The organism is Paenarthrobacter sp. NCHU4564, from assembly GCF_052156435.1.
In the GTDB taxonomy this organism is placed as follows: Bacteria; Actinomycetota; Actinomycetes; order Actinomycetales; family Micrococcaceae; genus Arthrobacter.
This window is the reverse complement of record NZ_JBQLIS010000005.1, coordinates 1-20,879: the sequence shown is the minus strand read 5'-3', so window position 1 is coordinate 20,879 and position 20,879 is coordinate 1. Positions and strand designations below refer to the sequence as shown.

The window sequence follows — 20,879 nt, the reverse complement described above, 5'->3', positions numbered from 1 at the left end:
CCATGGTTCTCGGAGCCGCCCAGTCGGCAGTCCTGGCCTTCGACGTCGGAGGCACGGACGTCAAGGCAGGACTCGTGGATACCCAGGGAACGGTCCTCGGACTGCGGCGCGTCCCCACCCCCGTGGACCCTACCCACCCCGGGGAGGCGGTCCTCGACCGCCTCGCAGTCCTCGCGGACGAACTCGCCGCGGAGTTTCCCGGCATCCCGCCCAAGGCGGCCGGCGTGATCGTGCCCGGCATCGTCGACCCCGTGGAGGGCATCGGCGTTTATTCGGCCAACCTGGGATGGCGCGACTTTCCCTTCACCGCCGAGGCCAGCAAGCGGCTGGGGATTCCCGTGGCCTTCGACCACGATGTCCGCTCGGCAGCTGCGGTGGAGCACCGCTTCGGCGGCTCCAGGGACTTCAAAGACGTGGTGGTCATGGTGGTGGGCACTGGTATCGCTGCCGCCGTGTTCTCCGGCGGGAGCCCGGTCACCGCTGGCGGGTTCGCCGGCGAACTGGGCCATGCCCAGGTTCCCAACCCCGACGCCGGTCCAGGCCTTCCCGGGGCCACCATCCTTGAGGCGGTCGGCTCAGCGGGTGCCATTGCCAAACGGTATGCCGCCGGATCCGGTGCGCCAGTCACCGGTGCCCGCGACGTCCTCCTCCGGGCGAAGGCAGGAGACCAGCTCGCTGCCCGGGTCTGGTCCGATGCCCTGGATGCCCTCGCCTTTACCATCTGCCAGTGCGTCAACATCATGGGCACCGAGGCCGTGGTGATCGGCGGCGGCCTCGCCGAAGCGGGCGAAGAACTGCTCCAACCCCTGAGGGCGCGCGTGGACCGGACCCTGGACTTCCAGCGCCGGCCCCAACTGATCCGTGCCCAACTTGGACAGGACGCCGGGTTGCTCGGAGCCGCCCTGAACGCGAGGGCACTGCTGGGGACCACCCCATGAACCGCATCGTCACCGTCACTGCCAACCCGGCGATCGACATGACCTACACGGTGCACGGCATCACCGAGGGTGCCAGCCACCGGGTTCCAACACCCCTGAGCCGCGCCGGAGGCAAGGGACTCAATGTCGCCAGGGTGGCACACCAGGTAGGGCATCCCGTCCTCGCCGTTGCCCCAACAGGAGGTGCCGCCGGACAAACCCTCGCCGCCGAGCTGTGGACCAGCGGCGTGCCGCACAGCCTCGTGAACGTCGCCGCCGAAACACGGCGGAGTATCGCCTTGGTGGACACCGTTGCAGGGGAGACCTCCATCTTCAACGAAGAAGGCCAGGCCCTCCTGCCGGACGACTGGCGCTCGCTGCGTGCCGCCGTCGTGACAGCCGTCCAGGGCGGTGACGGCCACGGAGCTGCCGCCGTCCTGGTAGGTTCCGGCAGCCTGCCGCCGGATGCTCCCGCCGACTTTTACCCCTTCCTGGTGGAGCTGGCCCACGACGCCGGGATACCAGCCATCATCGACACCTCCGGTCCGGCGATTATCGCCGCAGCCCGGGCAGGTGCCGATGTCCTCAAACCCAACCACCATGAACTCGCCGAAGCGACGGGGAAGCAGAGCCTGGAGGAGGCCGCCCTCTGGCTGATTTCGTTGGGCGCCAGGACGGTACTCGTCAGCGCCGGGGCTGACGGCATGCTCGCCTTCGACCACGCTGCCCCCGGCGGCTACTGGAGTGCGCGGCTGCCGGCTCCATTGAGCGGGAACCCCACAGGAGCGGGCGACGCCGGTGTGGCGGCTGCCGCCGTCGCGCTCGCCGAAGGCGTGACGGAACCACGCCTGTTACTCCAACGCGCCACGGCCTGGTCGGCGGCCGCCGTGCTGATGCCAGCGGCGGGCGAGATATCGCCGCAGTACAAGGAACTTGAAGATCAACTGATCGTGACATGGAAGGAGACCCTGTGACGCTGGTCAATACCAGGGAACTGATGGACAGGGCCGCGGCGGAGGGCACCGGACAAGGCGCGTTCAACGTCCTCCATGTCGAAACGGCAGAAGGGCTGGTAGCTGGTGCCGAAGCGGCAGGGGTGCCCCTGATCCTGCAGATTTCGGAGAACTGCGCCAAGTACCACGGTGGCCTCGAACCCCTTGCTGCCGCAACCCTGGCCATTGCCCGGGACGCAGCGGTGCCGGTGGCCGTGCACCTGGACCATGCCGAGTCCGAAGACCTCGCTCTGGCCGCCGTGGACCTCGGATTCGGGTCCGTAATGTTCGACGGCGCCCATTTGCCCTACGACTGGAACGTGGAGGTCACACGGCGAGTGGCCCGCTACGCCCATGACCGTGGAGTCTATGTGGAAGCCGAACTCGGCAAGGTCGGTGGCAAGGACGGCGCCCACGCGCCCGGTGTCCGCACCGACCCGGGTGAGGCACGGGCGTTCGTTGAAGCCACGGGCGTTGATGCGCTCGCCGTGGCCGTGGGCTCCTCGCATGCCATGACGGAGCGGAGCGCCACGCTGGACCTGGACCTGATCGCCAGCCTCAAGGCCGCCGTCGGCAAACCGCTGGTCCTCCATGGATCCTCCGGCGTCACAGACGGTATGCTCGTAGCCGCTATCGGGGCCGGTATGACTAAGATCAACGTATCCACACATTTCAATGGGTTCTTCACCCGTGCCGTCCGCGAGTACCTCGACGCCCATCCGGCAGCAGTGGATTCGCGGAAGTACATCACGGCCGGCCGGGACGCCCTGGTGATGGAATCTGCACGTATGCTGACGCTGTTCGCCAAAGCGAAATAGACACATCCGCGAAAGGCTTGTCATGACCCGCACCGATCGGCTGACCGCTATCCTTGACCTCCTCGCCGAATCCGGCCATGTGGAAGTCGAGGACATCGTGACGCGGCTCGGCGTATCGCCTGCCACGGCCCGCAGGGACTTGGACAGCCTCGCCAAACAGCGCCTCCTGAGCCGTACCCGTGGCGGTGCCACCACCGGCTCCGTGGCGTACGACCTTCCCGGCCGGTACAACCGCGACGACCACGCCGAGGCCAAGCAGGACATCGCCCAGGCGGCATCGGCACTCATCAGTCCCGGATCCGTGATCGGCCTGACCGGCGGAACCACCAACACGGCCCTGGCCCAGTTGCTCTCCACACGCGAAGACCTGAACGCCCCGTCCAACCGGCCCACGCTGACAGTAGTAACGAACGCCATCAACATTGCCTCGCAACTGGCCGTGCGGCCCAACATCAAGATCATGGTCACGGGCGGCATCCTGAACACCCGCTCCTATGAGCTCGTGGGACCCTACACGGACGTCATCATGCAGAAAGTCGCCCTGGACATCGCGTTCGTCGGCGTCAACGGCGTGGATCCGGATCTTGGCCCCACCATCACGGACGAGGGCGAAGCCATGGTGAACACCGTCATGGCACGCCGCGCCACCGAATCCTACGTGGTGGCCGATTCATCCAAGGTCGGCCGGCGTTCCTTCGCGGCCATGGCCGGTTACGATTTCCGCCACCTCATCACGGACTCCGGCATCAGCGCAGCGGACAAGGCGGCGTTCGAGGCAAAGGGCACGGAGGTCATCGTCGCGCCTCCCGCCTGACCTGCCTCCGGGTTCCTTCGGGAAAGTCGCAGGAACTGCAGGCAAGATAGGTACATGCTTCTTGCTTCCCGTCGCCGCCTGCGGGCAGAGGTCCTGATTGTCCTGGGCCTCTCGCTTGGCCAGTCCGCCGTGTATTCGGTGGTCCAGCTCCTGGATAAACTGACCCGCGCTCCGCTGTCGGAAGCGACGTCCACGCTTAACAGGTCCCAAAGTACCCGGGAGTACTTCGACCTCACGTACCAGCTGCTGGACATCATGTTCGCCCTGGTGCCCGTGGTCCTGGTGTTCTACTTCCTGTCCCTTCACGCCCCCGCCGGTTCGGCGTTCGCGCGCCTGGGCTTCAACTTCTCCCGGCCCGGAAAGGACACGCTGCAGGGGCTGGGCCTCGCTGCGGCGATCGGCATACCGTCGCTGGGGCTCTATGCGGCCGGCCGCGCCCTGGGCATCACCACGGCCATCATCCCCAGCGGGTTGGACGCCTACTGGTGGACTGTGCCGGTCCTGGTCCTTTCCGCCCTGCGTCACGCGATCGTCGAGGAAGTGATCGTGGTGGGGTACCTGATGGACCGCTTCGGAAAGTTCGGCTGGAGCGTGCCCCTGGCGATCATCTCCAGTGCGTTGCTGCGGGGGAGCTATCACCTGTACCAGGGCTTTGGGCCGTTCATCGGCAACGTGGTCATGGGCCTGGTGTTCGCCTGGCTGTACACGAAGACCAAGCGCGTCATGCCTTTGGTCATCGCCCACGCCCTGCTGGACATTGTGGCCTTTGTGGGATTCAGCCTCTTCGGCAAGGCCGTGGGACTCGGATAACGCGACGGCCTGGGCCGCGTTCGGAGCTTAAAGCAGCTTAAAGGAGCTTAAAGGTATTCGGCCGCCATCGGTGGGTGACGTCGTTGGCACCCGCTGATGGCGGCCGAAGTTTCTGGCAGAACGCGTCAGATGGTGACGGCTCCCGATGACGTTTCGAAGGTCACCGACATGATGCCCGGGGTTCCGTGCGGAGCCATCCACTGGACTGCCACGTCTTCCAGGGGCTTCTCCACGGGCTCGCCCAGCCACTCGGTGACGCGTTGAGCCGACCCGGCGATGGTCAGGCTGGACATCTTGACGTCGCTCTCGTAGACCTTGGAGGGATGCAGGGAGGGGTCACCTTCCCACTTCAGCAGGTACGGCACCTGGGGATCGGCGATCAGGCCGAGGATGCCGATCTGCTGCCACACGAGTTCGCGGCCGTCGGGAAACTTGCGGTTGCCCGGAACGGCGGAGCGGCCGAGGCGGTCTTCAAAGGGGGCGAGGTCGTCAACGGCGACGCACCAGCCCATCCAGCCACCGCCGGCAGCCGAACGTGCCCGTACTGCCTGGCCGAAGGGTGCCTTGTCGGAGGCAGGGTGGTCCAGGACCTCCACGACTTCCAGGTATTTGTTGTCCGCCAGGGGAATGATCATGTTCCGGGTGCCGAAGCGCGGGTGCACTCCGCCCCGCACTGCGTCCACTCCCAGAGCCGCGGAAATTCGTTCGGTGGTGGCCAAAAGGCCATCTTTTTCACAAGCGTAAGAGACGTGATCCATGCGCATGGCTTCATCTTGGCACTTTGTGATCGGGGTCTCAGCTAAGTCAAGCCTAACCAAGGTGGGATGTTGCCGCCCGGGTAGCGGAACCGTCCCGGCTGGACCCGGAACAGACGCGCGGGGACCGAAAAATACTGTCTTCGTCATAAAGCTGTCCAAGTCGCGGGCGGGTTCCTAGACTGGCCGCAACCCACCCGGTACCACCAACTGAAAACCCATGCGCTACGAAGAGGAGAACGCAATGTCACAGGGATGGTCCTTTGAAACCCGCCAGATCCATGCAGGCCAGGAACCTGACGCTGCAACAGGGGCGCGTTCGCTTCCGATCTACCAGACCACCTCGTTCGTGTTCCCCAGTGCCGAGAGTGCGGCCAACCGGTTTGCCCTGGCTGAGCTTGCGCCCATCTACACCCGGATCGGCAACCCCACCCAGGATGCCGTGGAGCAGCGCGTTGCCAGCCTGGAAGGTGGGCTCGGCGCCCTCCTGCTGAGTTCGGGCCAGGCGGCGGAAACGTTCGCCATCCTGAACATCGCCGAAGCCGGCGACCATGTGGTGGCCAGCCCCAGCCTGTACGGGGGCACGTATAACCTCCTGGCGCACACGCTGAAGAAGTTCGGGATTGCCGTGACCTTCGTTGAGGATCCGGACAACCTGGATCAGTGGCGCAATGCCGTCCAGCCCAACACCAAGCTCTTCTTTGGCGAGGTGGTGTCCAACCCGCGCCAGGATGTCCTGGACATCGAGGGGATAGCGCAGGTGGCACACGATGCCGGCGTGCCGCTGATCGTGGACAACACGCTGTCCACTCCCTACCTGATCCGTCCCATCGAGTGGGGTGCGGACATCGTGGTGCACTCAGCCACCAAGTACCTGGGTGGTCACGGTGCGGCGATCGCCGGCGTGATCGTGGACTCGGGCAACTTCGACTTCGGCAAGGACCCGGACCGCTTCCCCAACTTCAACACGCCGGATCCCAGCTACAACGGCCTCGTCTATGCCCGTGACCTCGGGAAGGATGGAGCACTGGGCGCCAACCTTTCCTACATCCTCAAAGCGCGGGTCCAGCTGCTCCGCGATCTCGGCTCCGCAGTGTCTCCGTTCAATGCTTTCCTGATTGCGCAGGGCCTGGAAACCCTGAGCCTCCGGGTGGAACGGCACGTCGCCAACGCCACGGCAGTGGCGCAATGGCTGGAAGCGCACGACGACGTCGAATCCGTCGCCTACGCCGGGCTGCCGTCCAGCACCTGGTTCGAACGCGGCCGGAAGTACGGTCCACGCGGTACCGGTGCCGTGGTGGCCTTCACCATCAAGGGCGGAGTCGAGGCAGGCAAGCGCTTTGTGGATGCCCTGGAACTGCACTCTCACGTTGCGAACATCGGCGATGTCCGGTCCCTGGTCATCCACCCGGCGTCGACTACCCACAGCCAACTGACCGTGGAACAGCAGGTGGCAGCAGGCGTGAACCCGGGTCTCGTCCGCCTGGCTGTGGGCATCGAGCACGTCGACGACATCATCGCCGACCTCGAAGCCGGCTTCCGCGCCGCCAAGGGCGCGTAGGCTCTGCAGGACCCTGGCGTGGGCCCCGGCCGGTCGAATGTTCGCCGGACGGGGCCCGGGCGGGGTCTTTGGCGAACCAAGCAGTGAAAAACCGTCACACTGCTGTCACATTCTTCGCCAGAACCGCCATGTTCTTCCTAGACTCTACGTATTAGGTCATGAGTGCCAGCGCATAGCCCCGGCTTGCTGGCCGGCAACCCTCCTCCGCGGTGGGGTGCCCCGGGTGAGGACCTGGCCTGTCGCAGAAATGGCGATGGGCAAGCGCGACGATAGGTGTCAAAGGAATGACCATTACTGCTGCAGCACTCCCAAAATCGGGCGAAGAAGACGGCATCGTCAAATACGCGGGCATCGGTTCCCTGGAACTTGAAGCGGGCGGCTTCCTTCCTGATGTCGTCCTGGCCTACGAGACGTGGGGACGGCTGAATGCCGATGCATCGAACGCTGTCCTGATCCAGCATGCGCTGACGGGAAGCACGCACGTAGCCAAGGGTGCCACCGACGAGGACGGTTGGTGGGAACAGTTGGTGGGTCCCGGCGCCACGATCGACACCGACCGGTTCTTCGTGGTCTCCATCAACATTGTGGGCGGATGCTATGGAAGCACCGGACCGTCCTCGACGGCCCCGGACGGACGTCCTTGGGGGTCCCGCTTCCCCTTGGTCACCCTGCGGGACAGCACCGAAGCCGAAGCCCGTCTTGCCGACACGCTGGGGATCCGCCAGTGGCATGCGGTGCTTGGCGGCTCCATGGGTGGTGCCCGGGCCCTTGAATGGGCCGTGACTTTTCCTGACCGCGTCAAACGATGCGCAGTCATCTCAGTCGGTGCCTACAGCACCGCCGAGCAAATCGCCTTTGCCCAGTCGCAGACCTTGGCCATCCGCCAGGACCCCCACTTCAACAACGGCGACTACTACGACGGACCGGCTCCGGAGGCGGGCCTTGCACTGGCGAGGCGCATCGCGCACATCACCTACCGGTCAGCGCTGGAACTTGATGTCCGCTTCGGCAGGGAAGCCCAGCACCAGGAGACGCCCCTGGCCGCCGCTGTGTTGGGCGAACGCGGCCGCTACCAGGTGGAGAGCTACCTGGACCACCAAGGCACCAAGCTGGTCCGCCGCTTTGACGCCAACAGCTACATCGCCATCACTGAAGCGCTGATGTCCCACGATGTTTCCCGTGGTCGCGGCAGCCTCCAGGAAGCCCTCGGACGGGCCACCGCCGAGTTCTTTGTCGCGGCAGTGGACACGGACAGGCTCTACTTTCCGGAGCAGTCCCGGCAACTGGCCGCGCACCTGCCCGGGCAGGTCCCTGTTCATGTCATTGAAGCGCCGATCGGGCACGACGGCTTCCTCACGGAAATCGGCCAGCTTTCCACCCAGCTCCGCGAGGCGTTCTTCGCGTAGCGGTGCGGTGGCCGTTGGAACTACGGGTGGCCGTTACACCAGCGACGTCTGCATGCGCAGGAACTGACCGTAGCGTTGGGCCTGGGCGTCCAGCGCTGCTTGTTCCTCCGGCCCGGGTTCACGGTTCATGCGCACTTCCAGCCCGCATACTCCGCCCGACAGCCTGTGTCGCCACCAACCGGCCAGCCGGCCGTCCAGCAACACCGCATGCATGGGACCCTTGTCCTCCGGAAAAAAAGGTGCTGTTCCGCCCAGGTAGTGCCGGGTTTGGGAGTAGCCCATGATGTATTCGTCATAGCACTGGACAAGGTCGATCCTGGGCTCCGCCTGCCGCGTCCGGGGGAGTGCCTGCCCGGGACGGGCCGGCTGCCCGGACCGGGCCAGGGACTCCACTTCCTCAGCAGCCACATGGCATTCCACGCCGTCCACGTCCACCGTGGTGAGTTCCGCGGACAGGGAACGGGCAGCATCCAGGCCGCGGCGGATGTCCTGCATGGTCAGTCCGGACCACACAGAACAGTCCTTCACGGTCGCAGGGCCCCGGCTGCCGAAGTAGCGTAGAACCAGCCGTGCCAGTGCGTGGTCGCGCTCGTCACCCCGGAAGCCCGGCCTTTCCTGAAGACCGGAGGCGTTGGGAACCCGCTCTTCGAAGAGTGCATAGGTCTGCTTGAGGGCGCCGCCGGTTGAACGCACCGGCGCGCCGCTGACCAGGATTCCGCTGGTTTCTGCGTGCATCAGGTGGTAAATGAAGCCCAGGTCCTTTCCCGGCAGCCCGGCGCGCTCCAGCACCTGTCCCAGCTCTTCGCGCGTCTTGTGGTTGCCGCCGGCCACCGCTTCGGCCAGGATCCGTCCGCTGCGGGCGGCGGTTTCCGTATCCACGCCGGTTTGCCGGTACATTCCCTTGTTGCCCTGATGAAGGCGTTCGGCGGACAACGCCATCAACCAGCCAAGATCGTCCCGGTGGACGAAATGCCAGGTGGGCCGCAGAATGTGGGTCCGGAGGATCGTCCCGTCTGCCACGGCCTGCTCGACGTCGTCGGCTGTGGCCCCGGGAGTGCGCTGGGCAATGGACCAGCGCGCGTAGGCGAACTCCTGCGACTGCACCGCAAGGAGGTGTCGCAGGACGCCGGCTACGTCTGCGCCATAGGGCGGCCGAAGCCGTTGCCGCCGCAAGCGGACGTCGACGACGGCAGTTGCCTGTCCTGTCACACCGTGCACGACCGGTCCCTGCCTAGCCGCGCGGCACCATGGTGCTGCCGGGTCCGAACACGGGTCCCGGCGTCGGGCGCTTGGGTGAGATCCCGTCCCCTGAAGACTGGTGGCGCAACCGGCGGATCACCCACGGCACAAAGTACTCCCGGGCCCACACCAGATCCGAGGAACGCGCCTCGCGCCACGTCCGCGGGGGGAGTGGCTTGGGGCTCAACGGCTCCAGGGTATGCGGAACGTTCAGTGCTTCGAGGACCATCATGGCGATGGTGTGATGCCCCAGGGGCGAGAAGTGGAGGCGGTCTTCGTCCCACATCTGGACATCTGCCAGCTGCCTGAGCGACCACATGTCAGCGATGATGGCGTCGTGCCGCGCGGCCACGGTGCGGAGGTTTTCGTTGTAGATGGCCACCTTGCCGCGGATGCGGCCCAGTACGGACGACGCGGTGTCGGGCCCGTTGAACAGCACCACGGTGGCGCCCCCGGAGCCCAACTGCCCGACGGCGGCATCCAGCTTCTCTGCCAAAAGGTCGGGATCGCCCCCGGGCCGGATGAGGTCGTTGCCACCGGCGGAAATGGAGACGAGGTCGGGCTGCAGCTCCAGGCAGGGTCCCACTTGCTCGTCGATGATCTGCTGGAGAAGCCTGCCCCGGATGGCGAGGTTGGCGTAGGCGAAGTCTTCGTGGCCGCGGCCCAGCTCTTCGGCTACGCGGTCAGCCCATCCCCTGAAACCACCGGGGTTCTGCGGCTCGGGGTCGCCGATGCCTTCGGTGAACGAGTCTCCCAGCGCTACGTATCGGCTCCAGGGATGCTTTTGGGCCGGGTCGTCCGGCCGGACCAATGAATTCACGTCACTCACGCTTCTCATCCTGCCTCTAACCTGCCAACCTACGCGACCGTAGGTTGTTACCAGCGGGTAACTGCAAGAATAGACCCATGACTGAAGCCGTTGCATTCCCCGCGCCCGTTGTTCTCTGGTCCCACGACGAGTCAGAACGGGAAGGCAAACCGCTGCTGGTCCTGCTGCACGGTTACGGTTCCAATGAGGAGGACCTCTTCAGCTTGGCCGGGCTGCTGCCTGAGGGATTCGTGGTGGCAGCGCTGCGGGCCCCCGTGCCCACCGGGCCCGGGTACACGTGGTTTCCGCTGACTGCATCGATCGAGTACTCACTGGATGCAGTCAAGCTGGCCGCCGGATACGCGCTCGAGTGGCTCGATACCGTCAAAGCGCACCATTCCTCGGTGACACTGCTCGGCTTCTCCATGGGCATGGCCATGGCCACCACCATGCTCCGCTACCGTCCCGCGGACTTTGCCGCCGTTGTCGGGCTTTCAGGTTTCGTGGTGGACGCCGCCGACGACCCTGACTTCCGCGACGACCAACTTGATGGCAGCGTGCCGATGTTCTGGGGCCGGGACCAGCAGGACCCGGTCATCACCCAGGACAAGATCGAATACACCATGGGCTGGGTGCGCAAGCATGTGGACCTCACCAAGGTCCTGTACACGGGGATGTGGCACGGCATCAACCAGCAGGAGATCGGCCACGTGGGGGAGTTCCTCACCCACAAGGTGCTGGGCTAGGGGGATCCCGGGCTAGGAGTTGCCGGTAATCCGGACGGTCTGTCCATTGACGCTCACGGTGTCGCCGGCGTGGAGCTGGCGGCCGCGGCGTTCCTCGATGTCGTCGTTGACCTTGACCAGGCCGTTCTTGATGAGCTCCGTAGCCTCAACCCCGTCTTCCACCAGGTTGGCGAGCTTCAAAAGCTGGCCCAGGCGGATCATGTCGTCGCGGATGGGGATTTCTTCGATTTCGGGGTTGCTCATACAGCAATGATGCCTGAAGTAGTGTGGTGACAGTGCCGCAGCCTTCCCGTCGTTCCAGCTTTCCGCTTGTCCTTGGCCTGCCTTTGGCCGTCCTGACGGGGCTGGTGCTCCCGGTGCAGGGACGCATCAACGGGGCACTGGCCACCAACCTTCATGACGGCATTACCGCCTCGGTGGTGAGTTTCACCACAGGCCTGGTGGTGATCGCTGCGATATCGCTCGCCACGCCCAAGGGCAGGGCCGGGCTGCAGCGCATTGTCCCGGCGGTCCGCAACCGAAGTTTCCCGCCCTTCTATGTCATGGCCGGCGCCGTGGGGGCGTTCTTCGTCTTTGCCCAGTCCTACACCGTGGGACTGTTGGGTGTGGCGGTGTTCACTGTCGCCACCGTGACAGGACAGACCTTGAGCGGACTGCTGGTGGACCGGTTGGGGATAGCTCCAGGCGGCAAGAGGTCCGTTACCGGCATGCGGGTGGCTGGCAGCATCCTCACCGTAGCTGCCGTCGCCTGGGCCGTGTCGCCGCGCCTGGGCGGCGTGTCCGACGTCGGAACCTTGCTTGTGCCGGTCATCCTGCCTTTGGCAGCGGGTTTCCTGATGAGCTTCCAACAGGCAATGAACGGAACGGCGACCGTGCACTATGGCACGCCCATTGCGGCCACCTTGGTCAACTTCCTCGCTGGTTCGGTGGTGTTGTGGATCGCCTGGCTCATCAAGGCCGCGGTCTCAGGTCCCGGGAATCCCTTGCCGGGCGAGCTGTGGTACTACCTGGGCGGGCCGCTGGGCTGTGTGGCGATCGGCCTGGCGGCCCTGCTGGTCCGCAGCCTGGGTGTCCTGGTCACCGGCCTGGGCATGATTGCCGGCCAGCTGGTGGGCTCCCTGGCGCTCGACGTCGTGATCCCCACCTCCGGAACGGTGGTCGCCTTGCCCACGGTGCTCGGTACGCTGCTGACCCTTGCGGCGATCGTTGTGGCCACTCTTCCATGGCCGAAAGGATCCTTCGCCGGAAGGCCGGCCGCCAAAGGCCGGTAGGCTAGGACACGCAGCTTCCTGCACAGTTCAAACCACCGCGGACCGCACCCAGCGGCCCTGTAGAAATATGGAGTACCCATGGCAGCAAAATCCGTCCTCGACCAGGTCATTTCCCTTTCCAAGCGGAGGGGATTCGTGTTCCAGGCCGGTGAAATCTATGGTGGCTCCCGCTCTGCCTGGGATTACGGTCCCCTCGGTGCTGAACTGAAGGAAAACATCAAGCGCCAGTGGTGGCAGTCCATGGTCCGTGGCCGCGAGGACGTCGTTGGCCTGGACTCCTCCGTGATCCTGCCCCGCCAGGTGTGGGAAGCCTCCGGCCACGTGGAGGTCTTCTCCGACCCCCTGGTGGAGTGCCTCTCCTGCCACAAGCGCTACCGTGCAGACCACCTCGAGGAAGAGTACGAGGAAAAGAAGGGCCGTCCAGCGGAGAACGGCCTGGCCGACATCGCCTGCGCCAACTGCGGTACCCGCGGCCAGTGGACTGAACCCCAGGAGTTCTCCGGCCTCCTGAAGACTTTCCTCGGCCCGGTCGCCAGCGAAGAAGGCCTGCACTACCTGCGCCCCGAGACCGCGCAGGGCATTTTCGTGAACTTCAACAACGTGCTCACCACGTCCCGCAAGAAGCCGCCGTTCGGCATCGGCCAGATCGGCAAGTCCTTCCGCAACGAGATCACCCCCGGCAACTTCATCTTCCGTACCCGTGAATTCGAACAGATGGAGATGGAGTTCTTCGTCGAGCCCGGCACGGACGAAGAGTGGCACAAGTACTGGATGACCGAACGCATGGCCTGGTACACCGGCCTGGGCATCCGTGAAGAGAACCTCCGCTTCTTCGAGCACCCGCTGGAGAAGCTGAGCCACTACTCCAAGGGCACCACGGACATCGAGTACCGCTTCGGCTTCCAGGGCTCCGAATGGGGCGAGCTTGAAGGCATCGCCAACCGCACGGACTTCGACCTCTCCACGCACGCCAAGGCCTCCGGCACGGACCTGAGCTACTTCAACCAGGCCACCAACGAGCGCTACACCCCTTACGTGATCGAGCCCGCTGCGGGCTTGACCCGCTCCTTTATGGCCTTCCTGATCGACTCCTACACCGAGGACGAGGCACCCAATGCAAAGGGCGGCGTCGATGTCCGCACGGTCCTCAAGCTTGACCCGCGCCTGGCCCCGGTCAAGGCAGCTGTCCTGCCCCTGAGCCGCAACGAGGACCTGTCCCCGAAGGCCAAGGCCCTCGGCGCGCAGCTGCGGAAGAACTGGAACATCGACTTCGACGACGCCGGCGCGATCGGCCGCCGCTACCGTCGCCAGGACGAGATCGGCACACCGTTCTGCATCACCGTGGACTTCGACACCCTCGAGGACCAGGCCGTCACCATCCGTGAGCGCGACACCATGAGCCAGGAACGTGTTTCCCTGGACAAGGTAGAGGCCTACCTGGCTGCCCGCCTGATCGGTGCCTAGCAGTGGCCCTCGAATACCGTGAGTGGAAGGAGGGCGACGATCTCGCCCTCCTGGAAATCTGGGGCGACCCGGAGACCCTGCCCGCGGAGCAGTTCCGCGCCGCATTGGCACCCTCCGGCAACCAGCCGTGGCGCCGGTGCATCGTGGCCGAGGACGTCGTGGACGGAGTCCGCATCCCGGTGGCCGCCGGCGTGGTCCATGAGGCATCGCTGCATCCGGAGCGCCTGTGGGCCTACATCGAGGTTGCCAAGGACCACCGCCGCAGCGGCATCGGTGCCACGCTCCTGACCATGCTTCGCCGCGAAGCCGCCAACTCGCCGTCGGGCGTTTCAGCGCTCCGCAGCAAGGTGGAGCCGGGCACGCCCGGTGCCGCCTTCGCCGAGGCGGCCGGCCTGAGCCCTATCCAGCGCTCGCAGCTGGTGGTCGTGGATCCCGAGCCACTGAAGCTTCCAAGGTTCGGCGATGGCTCCGAAGAGGCCGCTTCCGAGCGGGTGGAGGACCTGGCTACCGGCTCGGTGGAGCTCAGCGACGTCGTGGGCCGGTACTACTCGGCCGTGCACCATTGGGACAGCCCCGGCGAGCTCAGCATTGCCACCGTCCAACGGTTGTTCCTGCACGACCTCACCGGTGCCCACGGTGCGATCGTCCTGCGGGCGCTGAAGGCCAGCGCTTTCGGCCCTGGCGTGCCGGCGTCCCGGAAGGGCAGGATCCAGGCTTTCGCCATCAGTTATGCCCAAGGGAACTCCGAGGAGCCCTCGGATGTCTTCCTGGGTCATGATCCGGACCTCGCTCCCGGCGAGGCGGAATCGGCAGTGCGGGACCTGCTGGCGCTCATTGCCTACCAGCATCCCGTGCTGTTGGAAGTCGATGAGTCCATGGCGGCGCTGCGCTCCGTCCTGGCTCCGCTGCTGGAGTCCGGCAAGGCACACGTCCGCAGTGCTGACACGCTGATCGTGAGCGACTGACCCGCGTAGGGTTGAAAGCATGAGGTTTTGCTGCTGATGGGCCATGGTCACTCACACGGACAGCCGGAAGGCTCCGCGCCAACACCACAGTTGCTGGCTTCAAGGAAACGCGCCAACTGGCTGTTGGCGGCCGTCCTTGTCCCGCTGGGCGTGCTGACGCTCGTTGCCATGATCCTGATGTGGCCCTCGGGCAGCCGGGAGGGTATCTCGTTCGCGAGTCCCTACCAGGCTGCCCCGGGGGTGACCTTTGATACGGGCCGCATCCAAAGCGTAGTGCAGGAAAGCTGCATGCAGACGGGCCAGTCGCTTCCTGGACAGACCGACCCAAACCAGGGTGGCCAGCAGGCCGGGTCGGAATGTACGTTCGCGTTCACCGAGCCTGACAAAGGTGGCGATCCCGTCAAGGTCGTCATCAATCCGGATGTCGCCAAATCCCATGGCGTGGACGTGGGCGATTCCATACGGTACCTGAATCTCTCCGGGGTCCAGGGCGCCTCCCAGGGCAGCGGTGCGCCGGCCTACGTGTTTGTTGACTTCGTGCGCAGCGTCCCCATTGCACTGCTTGCCGTGCTCTATGCCGCCGTGGTCATAGCGGTGGCCCGGTGGCGCGGCTTCCGTGCACTGCTTGGCCTGGTGGGAGCGTACGCCGTGCTGGTCAGCTTCATCCTTCCCGGCCTGGTGGAGGGCAAGCCGCCGCTGCTGCTGGCCTTGGTGGGGTCCACCGTGATCATGATCGGGGTGCTCTACTTCGCCCATGGATTCTCGGCGCGGACCTCCACCGCGTTGCTTGGCACGATCTTCGGGCTCGGCATTACGGCACTCCTGGCGGCATGGGCCACCGATGCAGCCAACCTGGCCGGTGTGGGCGACCACGATGCCGCAACGCTGGTGAACATGTCCGGCAACATCTCGATCTCCGGCATCATTTTGTGCGGCCTCATCATCTCCGGCCTGGGTGTCCTCAACGACGTCACCATCACGCAGTCGTCGGCCGTATGGGAACTCTATGAACTGGCGCCCAACACCAGCGCGCGGAAGCTGTTCTCCTCGGCCATGCGGATCGGGCGCGACCACATCGCCTCCACCGTCTACACCATTGCCTTCGCGTACGCCGGGGCGGCCCTGCCGATCCTCATCATTGTGATGCTCTACGACCGGCCCCTGGACGAGGCATTGACCAGCGCTGAATTGTCCGAGGAAGTCATCCGCACCCTGGTTGGTTCCATTGGACTGGTCCTGGCCATCCCGGTCACCACCCTGATCGCCGTTTTGGTGGTCAAGGCCACCGGCATCCGGAACGCCGGGGACAGCGCTTCGGGCATCAGTCCCGACGACGTGGACGATACCGGCGCACTTGCCGCAGCGGCCGCCGTCGTGGGTTCGGACCGCGGGGAAACGCACGACGCCGGGGCGTCACCACAGGATTCATCGCCACCGGCCCGTCCGGGGAGCCGGCGCGCCCAACGGGAAGCGGAGCGGCGCAACCACGGCCCCAGCGGGACCACCTGAGAAGTTGCCCCGGATATCGATTTGCCTCCATTTGCGACAATGGACAGGTGACTGTCGTAGCAACGCCCCCTTCTCCCAAGCTTGAGCTTCCGCCACTGCAGCTGGGCGGGATCACCGTGGACACCCCCGTGATCCTCGCTCCCATGGCGGGCATCACCAACTCCGCTTTCCGCAGGCTCTGCCGTGAATACGGCGGCGGCCTGTACGTGGCGGAGATGGTCACCTCGCGCGCCCTGGTGGAACGGACACCCGAATCACTGCGGATCATTTCGCATGACGACGACGAGAAAGTCCGGTCAGTGCAGCTGTACGGCGTCGACCCCAAGACGGTGGGGGCTGCCGTCCGCATGCTCGTGGAAGAGGACCGGGCCGACCACATCGACCTCAATTTCGGCTGCCCCGTACCCAAAGTCACCCGGCGTGGCGGTGGGTCGGCCCTGCCGTGGAAGATCGACCTCTTCACCTCAATTGTCCGGACGGCGGTCAAGGAAGCCTCCAAGGGCGGCATTCCGCTGACGATCAAGATGCGAAAGGGCATCGACGACGACCACCTGACCTACCTGGAGGCCGGCCGGATTGCCCGCGACGCAGGCGTAGCCGCTGTCGCACTCCACGGCCGGACGGCCGCCCAGTTCTACTCCGGCCAGGCGGACTGGTCCTCCATTGCCCGCCTGCGGGAGGCCCTGCCGGACATTCCGGTCCTCGGCAACGGCGACATCTGGTCTGCCGAGGACGCAGTCCGCATGGTGCGGGAGACCGGCGTCGACGGCGTTGTGGTGGGCCGCGGCTGCCAAGGCCGCCCGTGGCTCTTCGGTGACCTGCAGGCGGCGTTCGAAGGCAGCGACCAGCGTCACCGGCCGGGCCTCCGCGAGGTGGCAGAAGGCGTGTACCGCCATGCAGAGCTCATGGTGGAAACGTTCGGCAACGATGAGTACAAGGCGCTCCGCGAAATCCGCAAGCACATGGCCTGGTACTTCAAGGGATACGTCGTGGGTGGCGAACTGCGGGCCAAACTCGCTACCGTGCCCACGCTGGAGGTGCTGCGGGAACTCCTGGATCAGCTCGACCTTGACCTGCCCTATCCGGGCGTCGACTCCGAAGGTCCCCGGGGCCGGGCCGGGTCACCCAAGCGGCCGGCACTGCCGAAGGACTGGCTGGACAGCCGGCAGCTGAACGCCGAACAGAGCGCCGACATTGCGGCAGCGGAGCTGGACGTTTCGGGCGGCTAGCTGCACGCGTGCAAGACTGGCTCAGGAAGCACCACGCACGGCGCTTGAAGGAGGCAGAACCCATGGGAACAGAAGTGACGTTGGGCCGGAAGGATACCGGCAACGATTTTGTGCACGCGATTCCCGGCTACACGGAAGCAGATTCCGCACGGTGGGTTGAGGAGCCGCGCAAGAACACGTACCGGTCCGATTTCGAACGGGACAGGGCACGCGTCCTGCATTCCTCGGCCCTGCGCCGGCTCGGTGCCAAGACCCAGGTGGTCGCCCCCGATACTGACGACTTCGTCCGGACCCGGCTCACGCACAGCCTGGAAGTGGCACAGGTGGGCCGTGAGCTGGGGCGGTCCCTGGGCTGCGATCCTGACGTGGTTGATACCGCCTGCCTGAGCCACGACCTCGGCCACCCGCCCTTCGGCCACAACGGCGAGTCGGCCCTGAACGAGGTCGCCCATGCGATCGGAGGGTTTGAAGGCAATGCCCAAACCCTCCGCCTGCTGACCCGGCTGGAACCCAAAGTGCTGGCCGACGACGGCAGGCCGGCAGGACTCAACCTGACCCGCGCCAGCCTCGACGCTGCCTCCAAATACCCGTGGTCCGCCGTCGACGCCCCCGTCATCCACGGGCACCGCACCAGCAAGTTCGGCGCCTACGAGGACGACCTCCCGGTGTTTGAATGGTTGCGCGAAGGTGCGCCGGGCAGCCGTTCCTGCATCGAGGCACAGGTGATGGACCTGGCCGATGACATCTCCTACTCCGTGCATGACGTCGAGGATGCGATCGTGGCCGGACACTTCCAGTTGAAGTGGATGGAGAACCCGGACCACAGGGCCCGCGTGGTGGGGTACACCCGTCAGTGGTATCTCCCGCACAACGACCCCGCCGAGATCGATGCCGCACTGGCCCGCCTGGAGGCCACCCGGGTCTGGGTGCGGGAAGCGGACGGAAGCCGGAAGTCCATGGCTGCGTTGAAGGATATGACCAGCCAGTTGATCGGCCGTTTTTGCCAGAGCGCCATGGAGACCACCCGGGCGCATTTTGGACCGGCCAACCTGACCCGCTATGAAGCTGAACTCATGGTGCCGGAGGAAACGGTGACCGAAATCGCCGTGCTCAAGGGCCTGGCAACAACATTCGTGATCTCCACCGACCACCGCCAGCCCGTCTACGAAAGGCAGCGCGAAGTCCTGCACGCCCTGGTGGGTGTCCTGAACGCCACCGGTGACCGCCACCTGGAGCCGATGTTCGCTGCTGACTGGCGTGCCGCCGTCGACGATTCGGCACGCCTGCGGGTGGTGATCGACCAAGTGGCGTCACTCACGGACGGCTCCGCCCTGGCCATGTACGAGCGCCTGGTGGGCAGCCTGCCGTCGCTGTGGTGACCAGCCGGCTGCCGCGCCGGATTAGGATGGTCTGGTGGCTGGCCTGATCAAACGTGAAGATATCGACGAAGTACGCCAGCGCACGGACATCAAGGAAGTCGTGGACGGCTACGTCACGCTCAAGAGTGCGGGACTGGGCAGCTTCAAGGGCCTGTGCCCCTTCCATGACGAGAGGTCGCCTTCGTTTACCGTCCGCCCCCAGGTGGGCCGCTACCACTGCTTCGGCTGTGGCGAGGACGGGGATGCCATCTCCTTCATTCAGAAGATGGACCACAGCTCCTTCCATGAGGCCGTTGAAAAGCTTGCCGCCCGGATCGGCTACGAACTGCGGTACGAGGACGGCGGTACCGGGCCCAGCCGGGAGGAAGTCGGCAAGCGCCAACGCCTTTTGGACGCCCACAAGATCGCTGACGAATTTTTCAGGGCCCAGCTGCTGACTCCCGGTGCAGCCGAGGCGCGCAACTTCCTCGATGGCCGTGGCTTCGACCGGGCCGCCGCCGAGCACTTCGCCGTAGGCTACGCTCCGCAGGGCTGGGATTCGCTGCTGAAGCATCTGCGGGGGCAGGGCTTTACGGATGCCGAACTTAGGCTGACGGGGATGTTTTCTGAAGGCAACCGCGGCATCTACGATCGCTTCCGCGGCAGGCTCATCTGGCCCATCCGCGATATTGCCGGAGACACCATCGGCTTCGGCGCCCGCAAGCTCTTCGAAGACGACCAAGGGCCCAAATACCTGAATACGCCGGAGACGACGCTCTACAAGAAGTCCCAGGTCCTCTACGGGATCGACCTCGCCAAGCGGAACATCGCCAAGGACCGCCAGCTGGTGGTGGTTGAGGGGTACACCGACGTCATGGCCTGCCATTTGGCAGGAGTCACGACGGCGGTAGCCACCTGTGGCACGGCGTTCGGCACCGAGCACATCAAGATCGCCCGGCGGCTGCTTTCCGACGACGGCACCGGGGGAGAAGTGGTCTTCACCTTCGATGGCGACGCTGCCGGCCAGAAGGCTGCCCTGCGCGCTTTTGAGGAAGACCAGCGCTTTGTGGCGCAGACCTACGTGGCGGTGGAACCCACGGGGGCGGACCCCTGTGATCTGCGCCAACTCAAGGGCGACGCTGCGGTCCGCGAACTGATCCAGAGCCGGAAACCACTCTTCGAATTCGCCATCCGCGCCTCGCTCCGGAAACACAATCTTGACACCGTCGAGGGCAGGGTAGCCGCCTTGCGGGAGGCAGCACCGGTGGTGGCCCAGATCCGCGACTCCGCAATCCGGCCGGCCTACACGCGGGAACTGGCCGGCTGGTTGGGCATGCCGATCGAGGACGTCAGCCGGTACGTTGGCGCTGCCGCCAAACGGGCTGCTGCCGGCGGCGCACCTACCGGCTCTCCTGCCGGCGCCGTGGAACAAACGACGCCGCCGGCAGCGACGGGCGCAGCACCCTCTTTCCATCGACCGGACCCGCGGGACCCCGTGGCAGGGATGGAACGCCAGGCGTTGGAGGTTGTCCTGCAGGAGCCGGCGGTGCTGGGTGGGGGAGCATGGGAACGGTTCGAGGCGTCGCATTTCTCCACGCCTGCCTATGCCGCCGTGCACGCGGCGATCCGCGCCACCGGAATTGCCCAGGCGGCTGATCCGGTGTCCTGGGTTGAGCAGGTCCGGCAGGAGGTTCCGGAGCCGCTGCGTCCGTTGGTGTCCGAGCTCGCTGTGACGCCGCTGCCCGCCAGTACGCCCGAGGCCATGCAGAAGTACTGCCGGGACATCCTGGCCCGACTGTTTGAGCTGCAGATCACCCGCATCAAGGCGGACAAGATGGGCCAGCTGCAGAGACTGGATGCTGCTGCATTCCCGGAGGAGGTACAGCGGCTGCACCGCGAACTGATGGAGCTCGAAATCCAGCGCCGGGCACTGCGGCAGGACTCCTGAGCCTCGATTTCGTTTTCCGGCGGGAGCCTGTTAAGCTAATTACCGCTTCAATCCTCCGTAGCTCAATTGGCAGAGCATTCGACTGTTAATCGAAGGGTTACTGGTTCAAGTCCAGTCGGAGGAGCGCACAATTCCCCCGTTTCGGATCGCCGAAACGGGGGAATTTTTTATACCCCCTGGGGGTATCCGCACCGATTTCGTTTTCCGGCGGGAGCCTGTTAAGCTAATTACCGCTTCAATCCTCCGTAGCTCAATTGGCAGAGCATTCG

Annotated in this window: 19 protein-coding genes, 1 tRNA gene and 1 riboswitch; of the genes, 16 read left to right on the top strand and 4 right to left on the bottom strand. The window is 65.4% G+C overall.

Annotated features, from left to right (window positions below):
* The first annotated feature begins 2 nt into the window (after positions 1-2).
* From ACSVIE_RS07000 to ACSVIE_RS06980, 5 genes are read left to right on the top strand one after another with little or no spacing between them, the layout of a single operon-like run.
* On the top strand, positions 3-938 hold the full coding sequence (locus ACSVIE_RS07000; protein ID WP_426006697.1) for an ROK family protein: 936 nt from the start codon (positions 3-5) through the stop codon (positions 936-938).
* Positions 935-1,891 (top strand): 1-phosphofructokinase family hexose kinase, encoded by a 957-nt coding sequence (locus tag ACSVIE_RS06995; RefSeq protein WP_426006698.1) that lies wholly within the window; start codon positions 935-937, stop codon positions 1,889-1,891. The genes ACSVIE_RS07000 and ACSVIE_RS06995 overlap by 4 nt, the downstream gene beginning before the upstream one ends.
* Positions 1,873-2,727, top strand: a complete 855-nt coding sequence (locus tag ACSVIE_RS06990; RefSeq protein ID WP_426006699.1) for a class II fructose-bisphosphate aldolase — start codon at positions 1,873-1,875, stop codon at positions 2,725-2,727. The genes ACSVIE_RS06995 and ACSVIE_RS06990 overlap by 19 nt, the downstream gene beginning before the upstream one ends.
* Before the next feature lie 22 nt (positions 2,728-2,749).
* Positions 2,750-3,541, top strand: coding sequence for a DeoR/GlpR family DNA-binding transcription regulator (locus ACSVIE_RS06985; RefSeq protein ID WP_426006700.1), 792 nt, complete (start codon positions 2,750-2,752; stop codon positions 3,539-3,541).
* A 54-nt stretch (positions 3,542-3,595) separates the two neighbouring features.
* On the top strand, positions 3,596-4,351 hold the full coding sequence (locus tag ACSVIE_RS06980) for a CPBP family intramembrane glutamic endopeptidase (protein ID WP_426006702.1): 756 nt from the start codon (positions 3,596-3,598) through the stop codon (positions 4,349-4,351).
* A gap of 125 nt (positions 4,352-4,476) precedes the next feature.
* On the opposite strand, the gene ACSVIE_RS06975 is transcribed toward ACSVIE_RS06980, so the two are convergent.
* Positions 4,477-5,115, bottom strand: a complete 639-nt coding sequence (locus ACSVIE_RS06975; RefSeq protein WP_426006703.1) for a VOC family protein — start codon at positions 5,113-5,115, stop codon at positions 4,477-4,479.
* Between the two features lie 235 nt (positions 5,116-5,350).
* Here ACSVIE_RS06975 and ACSVIE_RS06970 point away from each other — a divergent pair, with 235 nt between their 5' ends.
* The gene (locus ACSVIE_RS06970; protein ID WP_426006704.1) at positions 5,351-6,667 is read left to right on the top strand and encodes a bifunctional o-acetylhomoserine/o-acetylserine sulfhydrylase; all 1,317 of its coding nucleotides are present in this window, start codon (positions 5,351-5,353) and stop codon (positions 6,665-6,667) included.
* 154 nt (positions 6,668-6,821) lie between these two features.
* Positions 6,822-6,937, top strand: a riboswitch (SAM riboswitch).
* A gap of 14 nt (positions 6,938-6,951) precedes the next feature.
* A complete protein-coding gene (gene metX, locus ACSVIE_RS06965) occupies positions 6,952-8,073 on the top strand; it encodes a homoserine O-acetyltransferase MetX (RefSeq protein ID WP_442423417.1) in 1,122 nt (373 codons plus the stop codon).
* Positions 8,074-8,106: 33 nt separating this feature from the next.
* Here the strand turns inward: metX and ACSVIE_RS06960 are convergent, their stop codons facing one another.
* Both ACSVIE_RS06960 and ACSVIE_RS06955 read right to left on the bottom strand, forming a co-directional pair.
* Positions 8,107-9,291 carry a winged helix DNA-binding domain-containing protein gene (locus ACSVIE_RS06960; protein WP_442423416.1) on the bottom strand — a complete coding sequence of 395 codons (1,185 nt, stop codon included), beginning with the start codon at positions 9,289-9,291 and terminating at the stop codon, positions 8,107-8,109.
* A 13-nt stretch (positions 9,292-9,304) separates the two neighbouring features.
* A complete protein-coding gene (locus ACSVIE_RS06955; protein ID WP_442423415.1) occupies positions 9,305-10,141 on the bottom strand; it encodes an SGNH/GDSL hydrolase family protein in 837 nt (278 codons plus the stop codon).
* A gap of 77 nt (positions 10,142-10,218) precedes the next feature.
* Between ACSVIE_RS06955 and ACSVIE_RS06950 the strand changes: the two genes are divergently transcribed.
* Entirely contained in the window at positions 10,219-10,866 is a 648-nt protein-coding gene (locus ACSVIE_RS06950) for an alpha/beta hydrolase (RefSeq protein WP_442423414.1), read from the top strand.
* Between the two features lie 12 nt (positions 10,867-10,878).
* Here the strand turns inward: ACSVIE_RS06950 and ACSVIE_RS06945 are convergent, their stop codons facing one another.
* Positions 10,879-11,109 carry an RNA-binding S4 domain-containing protein gene (locus ACSVIE_RS06945; RefSeq protein ID WP_426006711.1) on the bottom strand — a complete coding sequence of 77 codons (231 nt, stop codon included), beginning with the start codon at positions 11,107-11,109 and terminating at the stop codon, positions 10,879-10,881.
* A 23-nt stretch (positions 11,110-11,132) separates the two neighbouring features.
* Between ACSVIE_RS06945 and ACSVIE_RS06940 the strand changes: the two genes are divergently transcribed.
* The 8 genes from ACSVIE_RS06940 to ACSVIE_RS06905 all read left to right on the top strand — a co-directional run bounded on the left by ACSVIE_RS06940 (position 11,133) and on the right by ACSVIE_RS06905 (position 20,734).
* Positions 11,133-12,137, top strand: coding sequence for a DMT family transporter (locus ACSVIE_RS06940; RefSeq protein ID WP_442423413.1), 1,005 nt, complete (start codon positions 11,133-11,135; stop codon positions 12,135-12,137).
* Positions 12,138-12,215: 78 nt separating this feature from the next.
* Positions 12,216-13,601: a glycine--tRNA ligase gene (locus tag ACSVIE_RS06935; protein WP_426006714.1), complete on the top strand. Its 1,386-nt coding sequence runs from the start codon at positions 12,216-12,218 to the stop codon at positions 13,599-13,601.
* 2 nt (positions 13,602-13,603) lie between these two features.
* A complete protein-coding gene (locus ACSVIE_RS06930) occupies positions 13,604-14,566 on the top strand; it encodes a GNAT family N-acetyltransferase (RefSeq protein ID WP_442423412.1) in 963 nt (320 codons plus the stop codon).
* A 36-nt stretch (positions 14,567-14,602) separates the two neighbouring features.
* Positions 14,603-16,075: a YibE/F family protein gene (locus tag ACSVIE_RS06925; protein WP_442423411.1), complete on the top strand. Its 1,473-nt coding sequence runs from the start codon at positions 14,603-14,605 to the stop codon at positions 16,073-16,075.
* Between the two features lie 47 nt (positions 16,076-16,122).
* Positions 16,123-17,304, top strand: a complete 1,182-nt coding sequence (dusB, locus tag ACSVIE_RS06920; protein WP_426006718.1) for a tRNA dihydrouridine synthase DusB — start codon at positions 16,123-16,125, stop codon at positions 17,302-17,304.
* Between the two features lie 62 nt (positions 17,305-17,366).
* Positions 17,367-18,683, top strand: coding sequence for a deoxyguanosinetriphosphate triphosphohydrolase (locus tag ACSVIE_RS06915; protein ID WP_426006720.1), 1,317 nt, complete (start codon positions 17,367-17,369; stop codon positions 18,681-18,683).
* 34 nt (positions 18,684-18,717) lie between these two features.
* Complete coding sequence (dnaG, locus tag ACSVIE_RS06910; protein ID WP_442423410.1) at positions 18,718-20,610, top strand: DNA primase; 1,893 nt, start codon at positions 18,718-18,720, stop codon at positions 20,608-20,610.
* Between the two features lie 51 nt (positions 20,611-20,661).
* Positions 20,662-20,734 (top strand) — tRNA-Asn (locus tag ACSVIE_RS06905).
* Positions 20,735-20,879: the final 145 nt, after the last annotated feature.

Coding starts and splice junctions, on each gene's coding strand:
- ACSVIE_RS07000 (WP_426006697.1), top strand. CDS start 3: ATGGTTCTCGGAGCCGCCCAGTCGGCAGTCCTGGCCTTCGACGTCGGA.
- ACSVIE_RS06995 (WP_426006698.1), top strand. CDS start 935: ATGAACCGCATCGTCACCGTCACTGCCAACCCGGCGATCGACATGACC.
- ACSVIE_RS06990 (WP_426006699.1), top strand. CDS start 1,873: ATGGAAGGAGACCCTGTGACGCTGGTCAATACCAGGGAACTGATGGAC.
- ACSVIE_RS06985 (WP_426006700.1), top strand. CDS start 2,750: ATGACCCGCACCGATCGGCTGACCGCTATCCTTGACCTCCTCGCCGAA.
- ACSVIE_RS06980 (WP_426006702.1), top strand. CDS start 3,596: ATGCTTCTTGCTTCCCGTCGCCGCCTGCGGGCAGAGGTCCTGATTGTC.
- ACSVIE_RS06975 (WP_426006703.1), bottom strand. CDS start 5,115: ATGCGCATGGATCACGTCTCTTACGCTTGTGAAAAAGATGGCCTTTTG.
- ACSVIE_RS06970 (WP_426006704.1), top strand. CDS start 5,351: ATGTCACAGGGATGGTCCTTTGAAACCCGCCAGATCCATGCAGGCCAG.
- metX (WP_442423417.1), top strand. CDS start 6,952: ATGACCATTACTGCTGCAGCACTCCCAAAATCGGGCGAAGAAGACGGC.
- ACSVIE_RS06950 (WP_442423414.1), top strand. CDS start 10,219: ATGACTGAAGCCGTTGCATTCCCCGCGCCCGTTGTTCTCTGGTCCCAC.
- ACSVIE_RS06945 (WP_426006711.1), bottom strand. CDS start 11,109: ATGAGCAACCCCGAAATCGAAGAAATCCCCATCCGCGACGACATGATC.
- ACSVIE_RS06935 (WP_426006714.1), top strand. CDS start 12,216: ATGGCAGCAAAATCCGTCCTCGACCAGGTCATTTCCCTTTCCAAGCGG.
- ACSVIE_RS06925 (WP_442423411.1), top strand. CDS start 14,603: ATGGGCCATGGTCACTCACACGGACAGCCGGAAGGCTCCGCGCCAACA.
- ACSVIE_RS06915 (WP_426006720.1), top strand. CDS start 17,367: ATGGGAACAGAAGTGACGTTGGGCCGGAAGGATACCGGCAACGATTTT.